16 protein-coding genes are annotated in these 16,018 nt (G+C 73.0%); 11 read left to right on the top strand and 5 right to left on the bottom strand.

Annotated elements, in window-relative coordinates; translation table 11 throughout:
- Positions 1–75 precede the first annotated feature (75 nt).
- Positions 76–525: a nuclear transport factor 2 family protein gene (locus OG403_RS07110; RefSeq protein WP_329562355.1), complete on the bottom strand. Its 450-nt coding sequence runs from the start codon at positions 523–525 to the stop codon at positions 76–78.
- Positions 522–1,421, bottom strand: a complete 900-nt coding sequence (locus OG403_RS07105; RefSeq protein WP_329562353.1) for an alpha/beta hydrolase — start codon at positions 1,419–1,421, stop codon at positions 522–524. The genes OG403_RS07110 and OG403_RS07105 overlap by 4 nt, the downstream gene beginning before the upstream one ends.
- A gap of 296 nt (positions 1,422–1,717) precedes the next feature.
- On the opposite strand from OG403_RS07105, the gene OG403_RS07100 reads away from it, so the two are divergent.
- The 5 genes from OG403_RS07100 (at position 1,718) to OG403_RS07080 (ending at position 7,702) form a co-directional block, all read left to right on the top strand.
- Positions 1,718–2,599, top strand: a complete 882-nt coding sequence (locus tag OG403_RS07100) for a nuclear transport factor 2 family protein (protein ID WP_329562352.1) — start codon at positions 1,718–1,720, stop codon at positions 2,597–2,599.
- Between the two features lie 5 nt (positions 2,600–2,604).
- On the top strand, positions 2,605–3,573 hold the full coding sequence (locus tag OG403_RS07095) for a TIGR03619 family F420-dependent LLM class oxidoreductase (protein WP_329562351.1): 969 nt from the start codon (positions 2,605–2,607) through the stop codon (positions 3,571–3,573).
- Positions 3,574–3,701: 128 nt separating this feature from the next.
- Complete coding sequence (locus OG403_RS07090; RefSeq protein WP_329562350.1) at positions 3,702–5,120, top strand: MFS transporter; 1,419 nt, start codon at positions 3,702–3,704, stop codon at positions 5,118–5,120.
- A gap of 59 nt (positions 5,121–5,179) precedes the next feature.
- A complete protein-coding gene (locus tag OG403_RS07085; RefSeq protein WP_329562348.1) occupies positions 5,180–5,746 on the top strand; it encodes a cupin domain-containing protein in 567 nt (188 codons plus the stop codon).
- A gap of 171 nt (positions 5,747–5,917) precedes the next feature.
- The gene (locus OG403_RS07080; RefSeq protein ID WP_329562346.1) at positions 5,918–7,702 is read left to right on the top strand and encodes a hydroxysqualene dehydroxylase; all 1,785 of its coding nucleotides are present in this window, start codon (positions 5,918–5,920) and stop codon (positions 7,700–7,702) included.
- Between the two features lie 51 nt (positions 7,703–7,753).
- Here OG403_RS07080 and OG403_RS07075 read toward each other — a convergent pair whose 3' ends face one another.
- Positions 7,754–8,299 (bottom strand): hypothetical protein, encoded by a 546-nt coding sequence (locus OG403_RS07075; protein ID WP_329562344.1) that lies wholly within the window; start codon positions 8,297–8,299, stop codon positions 7,754–7,756.
- A 242-nt stretch (positions 8,300–8,541) separates the two neighbouring features.
- On the opposite strand from OG403_RS07075, the gene OG403_RS07070 reads away from it, so the two are divergent.
- The 3 genes from OG403_RS07070 (at position 8,542) to OG403_RS07060 (ending at position 11,293) form a co-directional block, all read left to right on the top strand.
- Positions 8,542–9,186: a hypothetical protein gene (locus tag OG403_RS07070; RefSeq protein WP_329562342.1), complete on the top strand. Its 645-nt coding sequence runs from the start codon at positions 8,542–8,544 to the stop codon at positions 9,184–9,186.
- A gap of 152 nt (positions 9,187–9,338) precedes the next feature.
- Positions 9,339–10,562: a sensor histidine kinase gene (locus tag OG403_RS07065; RefSeq protein ID WP_329562341.1), complete on the top strand. Its 1,224-nt coding sequence runs from the start codon at positions 9,339–9,341 to the stop codon at positions 10,560–10,562.
- Positions 10,562–11,293, top strand: a complete 732-nt coding sequence (locus tag OG403_RS07060; RefSeq protein ID WP_329562339.1) for a response regulator transcription factor — start codon at positions 10,562–10,564, stop codon at positions 11,291–11,293. The genes OG403_RS07065 and OG403_RS07060 overlap by 1 nt, the downstream gene beginning before the upstream one ends.
- A 10-nt stretch (positions 11,294–11,303) precedes the next feature.
- Here the strand turns inward: OG403_RS07060 and OG403_RS07055 are convergent, their stop codons facing one another.
- On the bottom strand, positions 11,304–11,723 hold the full coding sequence (locus OG403_RS07055; RefSeq protein ID WP_442910877.1) for a tetratricopeptide repeat protein: 420 nt from the start codon (positions 11,721–11,723) through the stop codon (positions 11,304–11,306).
- Between the two features lie 175 nt (positions 11,724–11,898).
- Positions 11,899–12,402 (bottom strand): universal stress protein, encoded by a 504-nt coding sequence (locus OG403_RS07050; RefSeq protein ID WP_329562338.1) that lies wholly within the window; start codon positions 12,400–12,402, stop codon positions 11,899–11,901.
- Between the two features lie 221 nt (positions 12,403–12,623).
- Between OG403_RS07050 and OG403_RS07045 the strand changes: the two genes are divergently transcribed.
- The 3 genes from OG403_RS07045 to OG403_RS07035 all read left to right on the top strand — a co-directional run bounded on the left by OG403_RS07045 (position 12,624) and on the right by OG403_RS07035 (position 15,876).
- The gene (locus OG403_RS07045) at positions 12,624–14,045 is read left to right on the top strand and encodes a DUF2252 domain-containing protein (protein ID WP_329562336.1); all 1,422 of its coding nucleotides are present in this window, start codon (positions 12,624–12,626) and stop codon (positions 14,043–14,045) included.
- Between the two features lie 131 nt (positions 14,046–14,176).
- A complete protein-coding gene (locus OG403_RS07040; protein WP_329562334.1) occupies positions 14,177–14,902 on the top strand; it encodes an SIR2 family NAD-dependent protein deacylase in 726 nt (241 codons plus the stop codon).
- Positions 14,903–15,111: 209 nt separating this feature from the next.
- Entirely contained in the window at positions 15,112–15,876 is a 765-nt protein-coding gene (locus OG403_RS07035; RefSeq protein ID WP_329562333.1) for an alpha/beta hydrolase, read from the top strand.
- The last annotated feature ends 142 nt before the right edge of the window (positions 15,877–16,018 follow it).

Below are 16,018 nucleotides of genomic sequence, written 5' to 3'. Positions count from 1 at the left end.
GGTGGTCGACGCCGAGGCGCGCCGCTCCCGTCCGCGGACGGGAGCGGCGCGCCTGGTCCCTGTGGGGGTGTCGCGCTACACGCCGCCGCCGAGCAGCGCGCGGTTGCCGTCGGACCAGACCGCGGTCATCACGACCGAGGTGATCCGCCACTCCTCCCGCTCCCGGGCCAGGGCGAAGCGGTACCGGCCGCCGAGGGTGAACGTGCTGCCACCAGGGGCCAGTTGGTGGACGTGCACGGCCTGGAACTGTGCCGTGCAGTGCGCCTGGTCGCCGTCGAGGGCGACCACGTGGTTGGAGATCAGGTGCTGGGTGGCGTCCAGGGTCTCCAGCAGTTGGCGCCAGGACTCGATCAGTCCGTCCCGGGGCACGGTGGCCGGTTCGCCGCCGACCAGACTGGTGTAGTCCACCGTCACCTGCTCGGTGAACACCCCGGCGAGTTCCTTCCACTCGCGCCGGTCCGTGTGGTCGCACATCCGGACCGTGGCCTCGACGACGTCGATGCGCGGGTCCTGGCAGGCGTTCACAGGGTCTTCCCGAAGTGCTCGGCCACGGCGTCGAGTGCGGCGGTGACGGTGTCCTCCCGGTCGTAGAAGTCGAACTGGCTGTCGGCCGGCAGCCAGCGCAGCTCCTTGTCGGCGGGCAGCGCGGCGTGGAACCGCTCGGCCCCCTCGGGGATGGCCGCGGCGTGGCTGTGCACCAGCAGGGTGGGCACCGAGACGCCGGGCGCCGCGGCGATCGGGTCGAAGGTGAGCCAGCCGGGCCAGGCCATCACCGCGAACCGGTTGCCCCACTGCGGGATCGCGCCGCGCGCGGGGTCGAGGTAGTAGTCGAACGGCCCGTACATCGCCGCGTTCGGGTCCTCGGTGCTCACCGCGGGGACGTACTCGACCGTGCCGGTCTCCTGGTACCGCTCGGCGGCCGCCTCGCCCAGCGCGACGAGTTCGCCGATCCGCTGCTGGCCGCCGTAGAGGCCGGCCACCAGCTCGCTGTTGTGCAGCCAGGGCGCCACCAGGGCGAGCGAGCGGATGTCGCTGTCGAGGGTGGCGGCCACCGCCGTGTAGCCGGCCCCGGCGCAGACGCCGAGCGCGCCGATCCGGTCGCCGTCCACGTCGGCCCGCGAGCGCAGGTACCCGACGGCCGCCCGGATGTCCTCGCTCTTCTGCTCGGGGGACTCGAAATCGCGGGGCGCCCCGCCGGATTCCCCGTAGCCGCGGAAATCGAAAGCAAATGCGGTGATTCCGTTTTCGGCGAGCCCGCGGGCGTATCGGCCGGCCATCTGCTCCTTTACGGTGGTCCACGAACCAGTGACCACCACGGCCGGGCCGGGAGTGCCGCCGCCGGCCGGGACGAAGAGGTCTCCGACCAGCTCGGCACCGTGGCTCGTGAAGCTGATCTTTTCAGGAATTGCACTGTTCGGCATGAACGTCTCCTCAAGGATGATCTCGACGGCGGAGCGGGGCCGGGTGTACCCCGAGTCTGGACGGTCCTGGATCCGAGCTCAGCATAAGCACCGGATCTGACGATGTGTCAAGTTCGCGGACATAGCGTTGATCTGGGATGTTTTGGGGTTGCTGGGGCGCTCGGGGCGATCGGGCGGGGGTGTCTGTGACTCGTTACTTGACTTGAAGTCGAGGTGACTGTTTACCTGGCGTCTGCGGGTTCCCTGGCCCGTGGCTCCACCGGGTTCGCACTGGAGATCGACTAAAGGGGGCAGAGATGACCGAGGATCTGCACGCCAGGCTCGACATCATCGAGCTGTGCACAAAGTTCGGCTGGTATTACGACCAGCGGGACTGGGACCGGCTCGCCGGCATATTCACCGAGCAGGTGACGACAAGAACCTCCGCCGACGGCGAGCGTCGGCAGGTCCCGGCCCGCGACCTGATCGCGTCCTGGACCGCCCAGACGGCCTCGCTGCAGTCCACTCAGCACCAGATCACCGACCATCTGGTCGAGCTCGACGGCGACCGGGCCACCTGCACCGCCCAGTTCCGGGTCCGGCACATCGCCGTCTCGCCGGTGCGCGAAGGGCAGCTGGAGAACGCCGGCCACTTCCGCTTCGACCTGGCGCGCGGCGCCGACGGCTGGCGGATCGCGGCAGTGCTGCCCACCATCGTGTGGACCAGCGGCGACCCGGCCGTGCTCGCGCCGGCCGGCCGCCCCGGTCAGGACGCGCAGGCCGTCGGCCGCCGCTTCCTGGAGCGGATCAGTGCCAAGGACCTGGAGGGCGCCTTCGACTGCCTGGCCGAGGACGTCCGGATGGAGATGCCGTTCGCCCCGCCCGGTAGCCCGACCCTGCTGGAGGGCGCCGCGGCGCTGCGCCGGCTCTACACCGGGGTGGTCACCTCGGTCCGGTCCATCGACCTGCCGGTGGTGGACTCGCAGCCGTTCGCCGACCCGCAGTGGGCGATGATCGAGTACACCGGCAAGATGATCCAGCCCGACGGGCAGGACTACACCAACCACTACCACGGGCTGTTCCGGGTGGTGGACGGCAAGATCAAGGTCTACCGCGAGCTCTACGACACCTACCGCTTCGCGGCCCAGATCCCCGAGGAAGCCCGGCACGCCATGTTCCGCACCTCGGACGAAGGATGACCGCGGTGACCGCTCCCGACGGGCTCCAGCTCGGCTTCGGCGTCCCCACCTCGGGCGCCTGGGCGACCGCCGAGAACCAGGCGCGGATCGCCCGCCGCGCCGAGCAGTTGGGCTACCACTCGCTGTGGACCTTCAGCCGCCTGCTCTTCCCGCTGAACAGCGGCGACGCCGAGTGGACCTCGGACTTCGAGCCCGCGTTCGCGCACGGCGCCGCCGAGCCGATCGTCACGATGGCCTTCCTGGCGGGGGTGACCGAGCGGATCCGGCTCGGCTTCTCGGTGATCAACGCGCCCTTCCTGGCGCCCGCCGTCCTCGGCAAGCAGTTGATCCAGCTGGACCGGGTGTCCGGCGGCCGGATCGACGCGGGCATTGCCCAGGGCTGGTCCGCGGAGGAGTACCGGGCGATCGGCATCCCGATGGAGCGGCGGGTGGCCCGCACCCTGGAGTACGTCAAGGTGCTCCAGGCCATGTGGGAGAACGACCAGGCCGAGTTCCAGGGCGAGTTCACCGAACTGCCGCGCACCCGGGTCCGGCCCCGCCCGGTGCAGGACACCTTCCCGCTGCTGCTCGGCGGCTCGAACGAGCACGCCTTCGAGCGGGCCGGCCGGCTCGCCCAGGGCTGGGTCAGCCCCGGCTTCATCAGCGCCGAGGAGATCGCCACCGCCGCCACCGGGGTGCGCGACGCCGCCCGGCGGGCCGGCCGCGATCCGCAGGAGATCCGGATCGTGGTGCGGGCCACCGTCTTCCTCGGCGCGGCCGGCGACTCGTCGCGGGCCCTGTTCACCGGCTCCGCCGAACAGATAGCCGCCGACCTGCGGCAGGCCCGGGACGCCGGCGCCACCGAGGTGTTCCTCGACTTCAACTTCGACCCGCGCATCGTCGGCGCGGACGTCGACGCCAAGACCGCCGTCGCCGAGGTCGAGGAGGCCCTGGAGTTCTTCGCTCCCGGCCCGGCGGCCGACCGGGCGGACTGACACCGCTTCGCCCCACCGCCCGCGGCCCGGCTCAGGCCGGTCCGTGGTCGGCCTGACCTCAGGCCGCCGGCGGGCACCCCGCACTCACCACGACCATGACCGCCGATCCCGGCAGCCGAGAGGACATCATGGACCGCAGTACCACGTCAGGCAGGCAGCAGACCGAGACAGCGCCGCCCCTGGTCGCCGCTCGCCCGGCGGCTGCCGGGATCACGGTCGCCGTCGCCTGCCTGGGATTCTTCATCACCACCCTGGACACCACGGTGGTCAACGTCGCGCTGCCGGACATCGGTCACCAGTGGAACGGCCAGGTCTCCGGACTCCAGTGGGTGGTGGACGCCTACACCCTGGTGTTCGCCGCCCTGCTGCTCTCCGCGGGTTCGGTGGCCGACCGGATCGGGGCCACCCGGGCCTTCGGCGTGGGGCTCTCGCTCTTCACCGTGATGTCCGCGCTCTGCGGCTTCGCCCCGACCATGGGCACCCTGGTGGCGGCCCGCGCGGTGCAGGGCGCGGCGGCGGCCGTCATGCTGCCCGCCTCGCTCTCGTTGGTCCGCCAGGCCTACCCGGACGCCGCCGGCCGGGCCAAGGGCATCGCGCTGTGGACGGCCGGCGGCGGTGTCGCGATCGCGGCCGGCCCGGCCGTGGGTGGCGCGCTGACCAGCGGCCTGGGCTGGCGCTGGATCTTCTTCATCAACCTGCCGGTCGGCATCGCGGCGCTGGTCGGCCTGCTGCGGGCGCCCAAGTCGCAGCCGCGGCCGGCCTCGCTGGACCTCGGCGGCCAGGTCACCGCGGTGGCCGCGCTGGCGGCGCTGGTCTTCGGCGTGATCAACGGCGGTGCGCACGGCTACGGTTCGACCGGCACCCTGGTGGCGCTGGCGCTCTTCGTGGTCTGCGCGATCGCGTTCGTCACCGTCGAGCGCACCCGGCCGCACCCGGCCGTGCCGCTGTCGCTGTTCCGCAACCGCTCGGTGGCGGTCACCACCAGCACCGGTTTCGTGCTCAACTTCGGCTTCTACGGCTTCGTCTTCGTGCTCACGCTCTTCTTCCAGCAGCAGCGCGGGGCTTCGCCGCTGGCAGCCGGCCTGATGTTCGTGCCGATGACCGCGTTCACCACGGTGATCAACCTGCTGGCCGGCCGGCTGACCAACCGGTACGGCCACCGGTTCCCGATGATCCTGGGGATGCTGATCCAGGCGGCCGACCTGCTGGCGCTGCTGGCGGTGGGCCGGCACACCGCGACCCCGGTGATCCTGCTGCTTCTGGTGCCGCTGGGCATCGGCGGTGGGCTGGCCGTGCCGCCGCTGACCTCGGCGATGCTGGAGGCGGTGGACGCCGAGCGGGCCGGCCTGGCCTCCGGCATCCTCAACTCGGCCCGCCAGATCGGCGGTGCGATCGGCGTGGCGGTGTTCGGTGCGCTGATCGCCGGGACCAGTGGCTTCATGACCGGCATGCACACGGCCCTGCTGGTGGCCGCCGTCGCCCTGCTGCTCGCCACGGCGACGGTGGCGCTCCTGCTGCCGAGGCGCCATCACGCGGAACCGGCCTGAGCGGTTCCGGCTGTCCTGCCCACGTCCGCGGTTCACGACTGCGTTGAGGAGAGAAACAGATGGAGATACGACGGTTCGTCTCCGGCCAAGGACCGGACGGTACTTCGGTCGTCGACGCGCAGGGCGCGGTCGAGCCGGTGACCGTCCGGGCGATGCCCGGAGTGGAGTTCTTCCGGATCTGGGGCGGCAACGGCACGCCGGTGATCGGCACCGGCGGCAGCGCACCGGAGTTCGCACCGTACTTCCCGAAGGCCGACGGCGGCTTCCGCTTCGTGGTGGTGAGCTTCCCGCCGGAGCAGGGCCCGGTGGCGGCCGCCGAGGGCGGCACCGAGGACCCCGCGGCGCTGCTGGGCGAGATGGAGCGGGTGCTGCCCGGTCTGCTCGGCGCCGTCCAGCCCGACGAGGCCGGTCTGCACGCCACCGACACGGTGGACCTGGGCATCGTCCTGGAGGGCGAGCTCGTCCTGGAACTCGATGACGGCAGCGAGACCGTGTTCACCCAGGGCAGTTGCGTGGTCCAGCGCGGCGCCCGGCACGCCTGGCACAACCGCGGCACCGTCCCGGCCCTGCTGGCCTGCGTCTTCCTCGGCGCCGAGGTGGCCGGCGCGGCCGACCCCGTCGCCTGACGCCTGACGCTGCCACCCGCGAAGCCCCGGCCGCCCGGCCGGGGCTTCGCGCGCGAGTCGAACGCCGTGTGAGGGTGGTGTAGTCCGGCGGCGATCCGCGGGACCGGCGGGTCGGATCGTTCGTATGCTGCGCCCTGGACATGACGGTACGTCAGTAAGGGGCCCGGCAGCATGACGGCGAGCAGGTCACGGCGGCAGTTCCTCGCCGCAGCCGGCGGGATCGGCGGTGCGGTCGCCCTGGCGGCCGCCTCGACTCCGGCAACTGCCGCCGCTGACGGCAGAACCAGCGTCGCGGTGCTGGGCGGCGGCGTGTCGGGGCTGAGCGTCGCCCATGAACTCGCCGAGCGCGGCTACGCGGTGACGGTGTACGAGTACTACCAGGCGCTCGGCGGCAAGGCCCGCAGCATGGACGTGCCGGGCACCGCTACCCAGGGCCGCCGGCCGCTGCCGGGCGAGCACGGCTTCCGGTTCTTCCCCGGCTTCTACCGCAACCTGCCCGACACCATGCGCCGGATCCCGTTCGCCGGCAACGCCGACGGGGTCCACGGCAACCTGCGCAACGGCACGGAAGCGCTGCTCGCCCGCAACGGTGGCCGCCCCGACCTCCGGCTGCCCTTGCGTACCCTCACCGCGCCCCCGGATCCGAGTGAACTCACCCCGGACTCCCTGCTGCAGACGATCAGCGGCCTGCTCGACACCGCGCTGCACCTGCCCGCCACCGAGGTCGCCTACTTCGCGAGCCGGGTCCTGGTCCACCTGACCAGCTGCGACCGGCGCCGCGAGGAGCAGTGGGAGAAGGTGCCCTGGTGGGACTTCATCCGGGCCGCCGAGATGTCCGAGGACTACCAGCGGCTGCTCGGTGTCGGCCTGACCCGCAACCTCGTTGCCACCAAGGCGGAGGAGGCCAGCACCCGCACCGTCGCCCGGACCGTCCTGGAGGCCTTCATCATCAACGGCGTGCTGGGCCGGGGCGTGGACGGCGAGCCCGACCGGGTGCTCAACGCGCCGACCAGCGAGGCCTGGATCGACCCGTGGGCGGCGCGGCTGCGCGCGCTCGGCGTGGTCTTCGAACTCGGCACCGAGGTACGGGAGGTGGTGTACGGCAACGGCCGGATCACCGGGGTGCGGGTGGCCGCCCCGGACGGCGGCGCGGCCCGGACCATCACCGCCGACCACTACGTCTCGGCCCTCCCGGTGGAGCACGCCCGGACCACCTGGGGCGCGGAACTCAGGGCAGCCGATCCGCAGTTGGCGCGCTGCGACGAGCTGCGCACCGACTGGATGGTCGGCGTGCAGTTCTACCTGAGGAAGCCGGTGCGGATCGTCCACGGACACGCCGACTACATCGACTCGCCCTGGTCGGTCACCACCGTCAACCAGGCCCAGTTCTGGGACGGCCGCGACTTCCCCGCCGACTACGGGGACGGCACCGTGACCGACTGCCTCTCGGTCTGCGTGTCCGAGTGGAACCTGCCCGGAATCCTGTACGGCAGGACCGCCAAGGAGTGCACCCGCGAGCAGGTGGCCCAGGAGGCCTGGGCGCAGTGCAAGGACGCGCTCAACGACACCGGCCGAACCGTCCTGGACGATGCCGACCTGCACTCCTGGTTCATGGATCCGGCCGTCACCGGCATCGGCGGGCCCACCCCGGCGAACCGCGAGCAACTCCTGGTCCACCCGGCCGGGACCCTCTACCACCGGCCCTCCGCCGCCACGGCGATCCCCAACTTCTTCCTGGCCGGGGACTACGTGCGCACCGACGTGGACCTGGCCACCATGGAGGGCGCCAACGAGTCGGCCAGGCGGGCGGTCAACGCGCTGCTCGACGCGGACGGCTCCAGCGCCGAACGCTGCCGGATCTGGACCCTGTTCCGGCCCCCGGAGCTGGAACCGCTCAAGCGCGTGGACGAGTTGCGCTTCCAGCTCGGCCTGCCCAACACCTTCGACCTGGGCTGAACGGCGGGCCCCGGACCAGCCAGGCCGGTCCGGGGCCCGCGCCGGTCCGGTTCAGTGGCGCACCAGGGCGGGGCCGGCCGACGCCGACCGGGCGGGCGGCAGGTGGGCGGCCCGCAGGCCCAGGCCGACCGTGCGGACCAGCAGCATCGTGACGGCCATCAGGATCAGGCCGTTGGTGATGGCGGCGCCGGTGACCTGGTGCGCGATGCACCAGTCGGTCAGCTGCCGGGGGAACCAGTGGACGGCGCCGTAGGAGAACGCGGCCCGGGCGCCGATGACCAGGATCCAGAGCAGCGCGTAGGGCCAGGTGGCGCGGCTGACCGGTTTCCCGGTCTCCGGGCTGCGGTGGACGTGCAGCAGGGCGAGCGCGCCCAGACCGCCCAGGGCCCCGGCGGCGAGGCCGGCCAGCTCGACCGCCAGCCCGCTGCCGTGGGTGACGAGCGGCTCGATGAAGAGCGGGACCACGGCGCCGGCGGTCACCAGCGGGCGCAGGACGCGCATCGGGCCGATCTTGCGGGAGCGGCCGAGGTCGCCGTGCAGGGTCGCGGTCAGCACCGCGCCGTTGATGATCATGGCTTGGGTCAGTTCGGAGAACATCGGCTGCTCCTGACGGTCGGTCGGTTGCTGATGGCTCCACGATCGCCGTCCGCCGCCGTGCGCGGATCGCAGCACGGGGTGACCGGGGGCATGACGCGCGGCGGCCCGGCTGGTACCGCGCGCTCACCCCGAGCACCACCCCGTGGTGTGACGCGGTGGTACCGCCCCCGTCCGTAGCGTCGGTGGTGATCGGTCGCCATCCGCTGCGGTCCGACCCTCGTGTGGTGGGAGAAGGAGGAGAGATGTCCGGTCTGGAGATCCTGGCAGTCATCGCGATCGTCGCCCTGGTCATCGTCCAGCAGCTCAGGGGCCAGCACCTGAGCGGCAAGCGCACCGTGGTCCTGCCGCTGGTGCTGACCGCGATCGGCTTCAGCGAGCTGCACGGCAGCGCCGGGCAGCTGCGGCCGGTGGACACCGTGTGCCTGGCCATCGGCGCGGCGGGGTCCCTCGCCATCGGCCTCGGCTTCGGGGCGATCATGCGACTGGAGTCCCGGGACGGCGTGCTGTGGGCCCGGATGCCGCTGCGCGGGCTGTGGCTGTGGGCCGCACTGGTCGCCTGGCGGGTGGCGGTCGTGGTGCTGGCGAGTGGGCTGCACGCCCATGTCGCCGCCTCGTCCTCGACACTGCTCTTCGGCCTGGGGCTCAACCGGCTGGCGCAGGCGGCCGTCGTCGTGCCGCGCGCCATGGCGGCCCGGGTGCCGTTCGCACCGGAGAAGGACGGGCGGACCTTCATGGCCGGCGCCTTCCAGCGCGACACCACCGTCCCGCCGAGCCCGCGCCGGTCGAGCCGTCAGCAGCCGACCCGGGACCAGCACGCGATCCCCTCGGCGGTCGACGCGGTACGGCAGTTGCTCGGCTCCGCCGACCTGGGCGGGCGGCGGCGGTGACCTCCGCCGCGACCCGGCCGGCCCCGCCGCCCGCCGTGCCGCCCCCGGCCCGTGCCCCCGAGCCGGCCGGGGGCGGTGGCGCGGCCGGGCTCCGCGCCGGCGCGTGGGCCCTGGGCGCCCACCGGTCGGGGCGGCTGCGCGATACTCGGAGCATGTTGCGCAGCGCCGCCTGGGTCACCCGGGTGATGGGCTACCTGGTCGTCGGTCTGCTGACCTTCCTGAACCCGCCCGCCGGCCACCTCGGCGCCGTCACCCAGACGGTGGCCTTCGCGGTCCTCGGGCTGATGCTGGTCGCCTGGGCGGTGCTGGACCTGTGCCCCGGCCCGGCCCGGGCGCACCCTGCGGCGCTCACCGTGGTGCTGGCCGTCATGGCCGCCGTCACCGGACTGGCCGGCCCCGCGGGCGGGGGCGGCGACAGCCTGGTCGCCTACACCGTGGTCGCCCTGCTGACGGCCGGCACCGAACTGCCGCTCTCCCTGGCGCTGACCGTGGGCGGGGTGGCCCTGCTGGCAGTCGAGACCGGTGCCGTGCTGTTCGGCCTCGGGGTCGGCCCCGTGCTCGGGTACCCGGTGCTGCTGGTGCTGGGCCTGACGGTGGGACGCAACCGGCGCGCCTACCGGGTGCAGGCCGAGCAGTCGGCGGCCCTGCTGGAGCAGTACGAGCGGCTGCGCTCCGAGCAGCGCCGGGCCGACGTGCTGGACGAACGGTCCCGGATCGCCCGCGAGATCCACGACGTGCTCGCCCACTCGCTGGGCGCCCTCGGCATCCAGGTCCAGGCCGCCCGGGCGCTGCTGACGGACAGCCAGGACATCGAGCGCGCGCTGGCGGTGCTCGCCACGGCCCAGCGGATGGCCTCGGACGGCCTGGTGGAGACCCGTCGGGCGGTTCAGGCGCTGCGCACGGACACCCTGCCGCTGGCCGAGGAACTCGCCCGCACCGCGGCCGAACACGCCGAACGCCACCAGGTCGCGGTCCGCCACCACGCCGGCGGCACGCCCGTCCCGGTGACACCCGAGGCCACCGTCGCCTTGCTGCGCACCGCGCAGGAGGCCCTGGTCAACTGCGCCAAGCACGCCCCCGGACAGGCCATCGACCTGACCCTCGAGCACACCGGGCACAGTGTCTGCCTGACCGTCAGCAACCCGCTGGGCCCCGGCCCCACCGCCCCGGGCAGCGCCCCGCTGAGCACCGCCGACATGGGATACGGTCTGACCGGTATGCGCGAACGGCTCCTGCTGCTGCACGGCACCCTCCAGGTGGCCCGGCTGCGGGACACCTGGACCGTCACGGCGGAGGTGCCGTCCGCCGCGACCCGGCCGGCGACCGAGCCGCCCGCCCCCTCACCCACCCCACCCGCACCGGGGAGTGCCACCTGATGAGCGCCGATGCCGCCCCGCCCGCTCCGCTGCGCGTGATCGTCGCCGACGACCAGGCCAGCGTCCGCGAAGGGCTGGTGCTGCTGCTCGACACGCTGCCCGACATCGTGGTGGTGGCCTCGGCGGCCGACGGGCAGCAGGCCGTGCGGCTGGTCGGGCAGCACCGGCCCGACGCCATCCTGCTCGACCTGAACATGCCGGTGATGAACGGCATCGAGGCCACCCGCCGGCTGACCGCCGAGTACCCGCAGACCGCCGTGGTGGTGCTGACCACCTACGCGGATGACGCCTCGGTGCTGGACGCGCTGCGGGCCGGCGCCCGCAGCTACCTGACCAAGGACGCCGACCGCACCGACATCGCCCGCGCCCTGCACGCCGCGGCCGGCGGCCTCGCGGTGCTGGATCCCCGGGTCCAGGCCGCGCTGCTGGCCGCGGGGGGTCAGCGCCCCGCACCGGCGGCCCCGGCCGAGGCCCGGCAGCAGTCGGAGCGGCAGCAGTCGGACCGGCGGCAGGAGGCGCCCCGGCCCGCCCAGCTGCCCGACGGCCTCACCCAGCGCGAGGCCGAGATCCTCCACCTGGTCGCCGAGGGGCTGACCAACCCGGAGATCGCCGCCCGCCTCTACCTGAGCAACAACACGATCAAGACCCACATCAACCGGATCTTCGCCAAGACCGGTTCCCGCGACCGGGCCGCCGCCATCGGCTACGCCCACCGCCACGACCTGGCCTGACCCCGCCCGCTCAGTCGCCCGCCACGCCGTCGCCGGCGAAGGCGGCGGCCATCCGCAGCCACGGCGCCGCCTCGGCGGCGCGTCCCTGGCGCTCCAGCGTGCGGCCCAGCATCAGGTGGGCGTAGTGCTCGCCCGGGTCGCGGGCGATCACCGCGCGCAGCTGCTCCTCGGCACGGCGCAACTGCGCCGAGTGGTAGTAGGCACGGGCCAGCAGCAGCCGGGGGGCGACCTGCTCGGGCACCCGCTCGACGATGCCGGCGAGCAGGCGGGCGGCCTCGGCGTAGTCCGCGGCCTCGAAGAAGAGGCCGGCCCGCGCCCAGCGCTCGGCGACGGTCTCGGTGCGGGTCGAGCCGTTCCGGTCGGTGAACGGCGGCAGTTCGGTGGTCCACCGGTCGGTACTGAAGTCCCCGGTGGTGAAGCGGTCGGTCACGGGTTGTCCTCTCCGGCTGTCGGCTGGGGCATCCGCTCGGCGTTCTCGAGGCCGAGCCGGGCCAGTTGATGGTTGAACCATCAACTACACCGTTCGATTCCCCAGGGGCGCGGCAGGCCGGCAGCTGGGCCGGGAGCTGGACCGGGAGCTGGACTGGCCGGGCGTGGTGCCGGCTTCAGGCCGGGGATGCCGGGGGGTCGTCCGGCCCGGCGGGCACGACCACCACCGGGAGGTGCGCGTGGTGGACGACCTCGGTGCTGGTCGAGCCGAGGGTCAGCCGGCCCCAGGCGCTCGAACCCCGGGTGCCCACCACGAGCAGGCCGGCGTCCTTGCTCCCCTCCAGCAGGACCTGCGCCGGACGCCCCGGTTCGCACCTGACCTCCACCTCCACCGCGGGCCCGCCGAGCTGCCGCTGGAGCTCGGCGACCGAGTCGGTCACCGCCTGCGTGACGAGGTCGGACTGCTGCGGGGGATAGGCACCGCTGGTGCCCGGCCAGGCCATCCGCTCCATGCCGGTGTGCCGGGCCGGGACGTAGTCGTAGGCGCACACCGCCCGCAGGGTGACGCCGCGCAGCTGCGCCTCGCGGAGGGCGAAGAGCACGGCCTGGCGGGCGGGCGGTGAGCCGTCCGTGCCCACCACGATCGGGCGGGCCGCACCGGTGGCGGGAGTCTCGGTCATCAGGACCTCCAAGGGGCTCGGCAGGCGCGGCGAGCCCGTCTCCTCCCATGCTCCTCCCGGTGCCACGGCCCGGCGCGACGCGGCGGGCTGCGGCGGGCTCCGATGCGATCGGGGGTCGGCGGTCCGCCCGTGGATGCGTCCTTCGGGCGGGATCGGGCATCACCTTTGAGGGGGAAGCCACCGGCCGTCGGTTCGGCGGCCGTGCCGGACAGGAGGCTGCGATGACCCGGACCCCTACGATCGCCGGTCCTGACGTCCTGGCGCCGTCCCCTCGGGACCACGCCGAGCGGGGCAGGGCGGCCCGTGCGCACACACCACGGTCCAGCCACGCCGAGTTCGAGCCGGGTCCGCGCCGGCCGGACCCGGTGGACATCATCGAGAAGCAGTCGGCCGCCCGGGTCCAGGAGCTGGTGCCGATCCGCTACGGACGCATGTCGGAGTCGCCGTTCCGCTTCTACCGGGGCGCCGCCGCGATCATGGCCAGTGATCTGGCCACCACCCCGGTCTCCGGTCTGCGGGCCCAACTGTGCGGTGACGCACACCTGTTGAACTTCCGCCTGCTGGCCTCCCCGGAGCGGAAACTGGTCTTCGACATCAACGACTTCGACGAGACGCTGCCCGGCCCCTGGGAGTGGGACGTCAAACGGCTGGCCGCCAGCATGGTGATCGCCGGCCGGGAGAACGAGTTCACCCAAGCGGAGCGCGCCGCGATCGTGCGGGCGACCGTGCGCTCCTACCGCGAACAGATGCGCCGCTTCGCCGGGATGGGCAACCTGGACGTCTGGTACACCAGGGCCGAGGCCGAGCAGCTGCAGGCCCTCGCGGCCGGGCGGTTGCACAGCCGTGGGCGCCGCAAGTTCTCCGAGGCGCTGGCCAAAGCGCGCACCCATGACAGCATGCAGGCCTTCGACAAGCTCACCGAAGTGGTCGACGGCAAGCGGCGGATCGCCTCCCAGCCGCCGGTGATCACGCGGATCGGCGAGCTGCTGCCCGGCCTCGAGGGCGCGGCGCTGGAGAAGATGATCCGCGACCTGGTCGGCCGGTACCGCGCCAGCCTCCAGTCGGACCGGCAGCACCTGCTCAGCCAGTTCACCCTGGTCGACATGGCGCGCAAGGTGGTGGGCGTCGGCAGCGTCGGCACGCGCTGCTGGATCCTGCTGCTGCTCGGCCGGGACGGCGAGGACCCGCTGTTCCTGCAGGCCAAGGAGGCCGACGAGTCCGTGCTGGCGGCGCACGTCGGCGCGAGCCGCTACGCCACGCAGGGCCAGCGGGTGGTCGCCGGGCAGCGGCTGATGCAGGCCACCAGCGACATCTTCCTCGGCTGGGAGCACGTCCACGCGCCGGACGGCCGGGAACGGGACTTCTACGTGCGCCAGCTGCGCGACTGGAAGGGCATCGCCGACCCGTCCCAGATGGTGCCCCGTGGCCTGGGCGTCTTCGGCGAGCTGTGCGGCGCCACCCTCGCACGGGCCCACGCCAGGTCCGGCGACCGGATCGCCATCGCCGCCTACCTGGGCCGCAGCGACGTCTTCGACCGGGCCCTGGTGCACTTCGCGGAGAGCTACGCCGACCAGAACGAGCGCGACCACCAGGCGCTGATCGACGCGGCCGCGAGCGGCCGGGTGCGCGCCGAAGCGGCCTGACCGGCCTGACCGGCCTGACCGGCCTGACCGGCACGGCCGGTCCCGGTGCGGGAGACGAGCGCGGACGCCGTTCGCCCCTCGCACCGGAAAGTCGCGTGCGGCCGTCCGCCGCACCGCCTACCGTCCCCTTCATGAACCGACGTCCGCTCGTCGCCGTGCTCACCGGCGCCGGCATCTCCACCGACTCCGGCATCCCCGACTACCGGGGCCCGAACGGCCTTTGGCAGCGCGACCCGCAGGCGCAGCAGCTGGTGACCATCGGCCCCTACCTGGCCGACCCGCAGGTCCGCCGCCGCTCCTGGCAGCTGCGCCTGGAGACCGGGGCGCTGGCCGCCGAGCCCAACGCCGGTCACCGCGCGCTGGTCGAGCTGGCGGCGAAGCTCCCGGTCCGGGTGCTCACCCAGAACGTCGACGGCCTGCACCAGAAGGCCGGACTGCCCGACCGAAAGGTGCTCGAACTGCACGGCACCGTGCGGCGCACCCAGTGCGTGGCCTGCAAGCGCTACGGCGAGATGAGCCAGGCGCTGGCCCGGGTCTCGGCCGGCGAGCCGGACCCCGGCTGCCCGCACTGCGGCGGCGTGCTCAAGCCGGCCACCGTGATGTTCGGCGAGACGCTGGACCCGGTGGTGCTCGAGCAGGCCGACGCGATCGCCAAGGCCTGCGACGTCTTCCTCGCCGTCGGCAGCTCGCTGCAGGTCTACCCGGCGGCGGCGCTGCCCCGGATCGCCCTGGAGCACGGTGCCCGGCTGATCGTGGTCAACGGCGAGCCCACCCCCTACGACGAGTTGGCGGCCGAGGTGATCCGCGAGCCGATCTCCACCGCCCTGCCGCAGCTGGTCACCAGGCTGACCGGGTGACACCTGCCGATTGATCTTTCCCGGAAAGGGATTGGAGCGATGATGACCGGGCTGATACCTTGCCGTTGACCGCGACACCGCCCGAGGAGGTGAGACCCATGAACGCTGTATCGATGTGGGTGCTCCCCCTTGCCGTCACGGTCGGGCGATTGACGTAGCTGTCGCCGGGAGCGCCTGGACAACAAGGCACTCCCGAAAGGCAACACCTCATGCATTCTCTGCAGTTCACCGCCGATTCGTCGTCGAACGGCATGGTCGAGCGCGGCTTCACGGTGGGCGAGGTCCCCGGCGTCCTCTGGTCGCCGGCCTCCGCCACCGAGCGCGCGCCCCTGGTCCTGATGGGCCACGGCGGCGGCGCCCACAAGAAGCACCCGGCGATGGCGGGCCGGGCCCAGCGCCTGGTGACCGGCTGCGGCTTCCACGTCGCCGTCATCGACGCGCCCGGTCACGGCGACCGGCCGCGCACCGCGCAGGACGAGCGGGAGATCGCCGAGCTGCGCAAGGCGCAGGCGGCGGGCGAGCCGGAAGGCCCGATCGTGGTCCGCTACAACGCCCGCCTGGCGGAGCTCGCCTTGCCCGAGTGGCGGGCGACCCTGGACGCCCTCCAGGAACTTCCGGAGATCGGCGCCGACGGGCCGGTCGGCTACTTCGGCATCGGCCTGGGCACCGCGATCGGCCTGCCGCTGGTGGTGGTCGAGCCCAGGATCACGGCCGCGGTCTTCGGCATGCACTGGCCCGATGCCCTGTTCGAGCAGGCGAAGCGGATCACCATCCCGATCGAGTTCGCCATGCAGTGGGACAACGAGCGCATCCCGCGCGAGGCCAGCCTCGCGCTCTTCGACGCCTTCGCCTCCAAGGAGAAGACGCTGCACGCCAACGCGGGCACGCACTTCGACCTGCCCAGGTTCGAGGCCGACAGCGCGGTCCGGTTCCTCGCCCGGCATCTTGGCGGGGCGGTCAACTCACCGTCCTGAAGGTGAGCGGTAGCGGCGTCCGGCCGGACGCCGCTACCGTGGCCCTTTTTCCTGTTCCAGTCGGCCGCCTGCCCGCTCACCGCGCCGAACCGTTCCTGGCGTGTCCGGCCGCCGCGCCGGGGTGTTGTGGAGGAGACTCGTT

Origin of the sequence: Kitasatospora sp. NBC_01266, assembly GCF_036242395.1 — a bacterium.
In the GTDB taxonomy this organism is placed as follows: Bacteria; Actinomycetota; Actinomycetes; order Streptomycetales; family Streptomycetaceae; genus Kitasatospora.
The sequence above is the reverse complement of the archived record's forward strand: the minus strand, read 5'-3'. Positions and strand labels throughout refer to the sequence as shown.

Excerpts from the sequence above, each read along its gene's own strand:
- OG403_RS07100 (WP_329562352.1), top strand. The coding sequence starts at position 1,718 with ATGACCGAGGATCTGCACGCCAGGCTCGACATCATCGAGCTGTGCACA.
- OG403_RS07040 (WP_329562334.1), top strand. The coding sequence starts at position 14,177 with ATGAACCGACGTCCGCTCGTCGCCGTGCTCACCGGCGCCGGCATCTCC.
- OG403_RS07035 (WP_329562333.1), top strand. The coding sequence starts at position 15,112 with ATGCATTCTCTGCAGTTCACCGCCGATTCGTCGTCGAACGGCATGGTC.
- OG403_RS07105 (WP_329562353.1), bottom strand. The coding sequence starts at position 1,421 with ATGCCGAACAGTGCAATTCCTGAAAAGATCAGCTTCACGAGCCACGGT.
- OG403_RS07045 (WP_329562336.1), top strand. The coding sequence starts at position 12,624 with ATGACCCGGACCCCTACGATCGCCGGTCCTGACGTCCTGGCGCCGTCC.
- OG403_RS07060 (WP_329562339.1), top strand. The coding sequence starts at position 10,562 with ATGAGCGCCGATGCCGCCCCGCCCGCTCCGCTGCGCGTGATCGTCGCC.
- OG403_RS07085 (WP_329562348.1), top strand. The coding sequence starts at position 5,180 with ATGGAGATACGACGGTTCGTCTCCGGCCAAGGACCGGACGGTACTTCG.
- OG403_RS07090 (WP_329562350.1), top strand. The coding sequence starts at position 3,702 with ATGGACCGCAGTACCACGTCAGGCAGGCAGCAGACCGAGACAGCGCCG.
- OG403_RS07075 (WP_329562344.1), bottom strand. The coding sequence starts at position 8,299 with ATGTTCTCCGAACTGACCCAAGCCATGATCATCAACGGCGCGGTGCTG.
- OG403_RS07050 (WP_329562338.1), bottom strand. The coding sequence starts at position 12,402 with ATGACCGAGACTCCCGCCACCGGTGCGGCCCGCCCGATCGTGGTGGGC.
- OG403_RS07065 (WP_329562341.1), top strand. The coding sequence starts at position 9,339 with ATGTTGCGCAGCGCCGCCTGGGTCACCCGGGTGATGGGCTACCTGGTC.
- OG403_RS07080 (WP_329562346.1), top strand. The coding sequence starts at position 5,918 with ATGACGGCGAGCAGGTCACGGCGGCAGTTCCTCGCCGCAGCCGGCGGG.
- OG403_RS07070 (WP_329562342.1), top strand. The coding sequence starts at position 8,542 with ATGTCCGGTCTGGAGATCCTGGCAGTCATCGCGATCGTCGCCCTGGTC.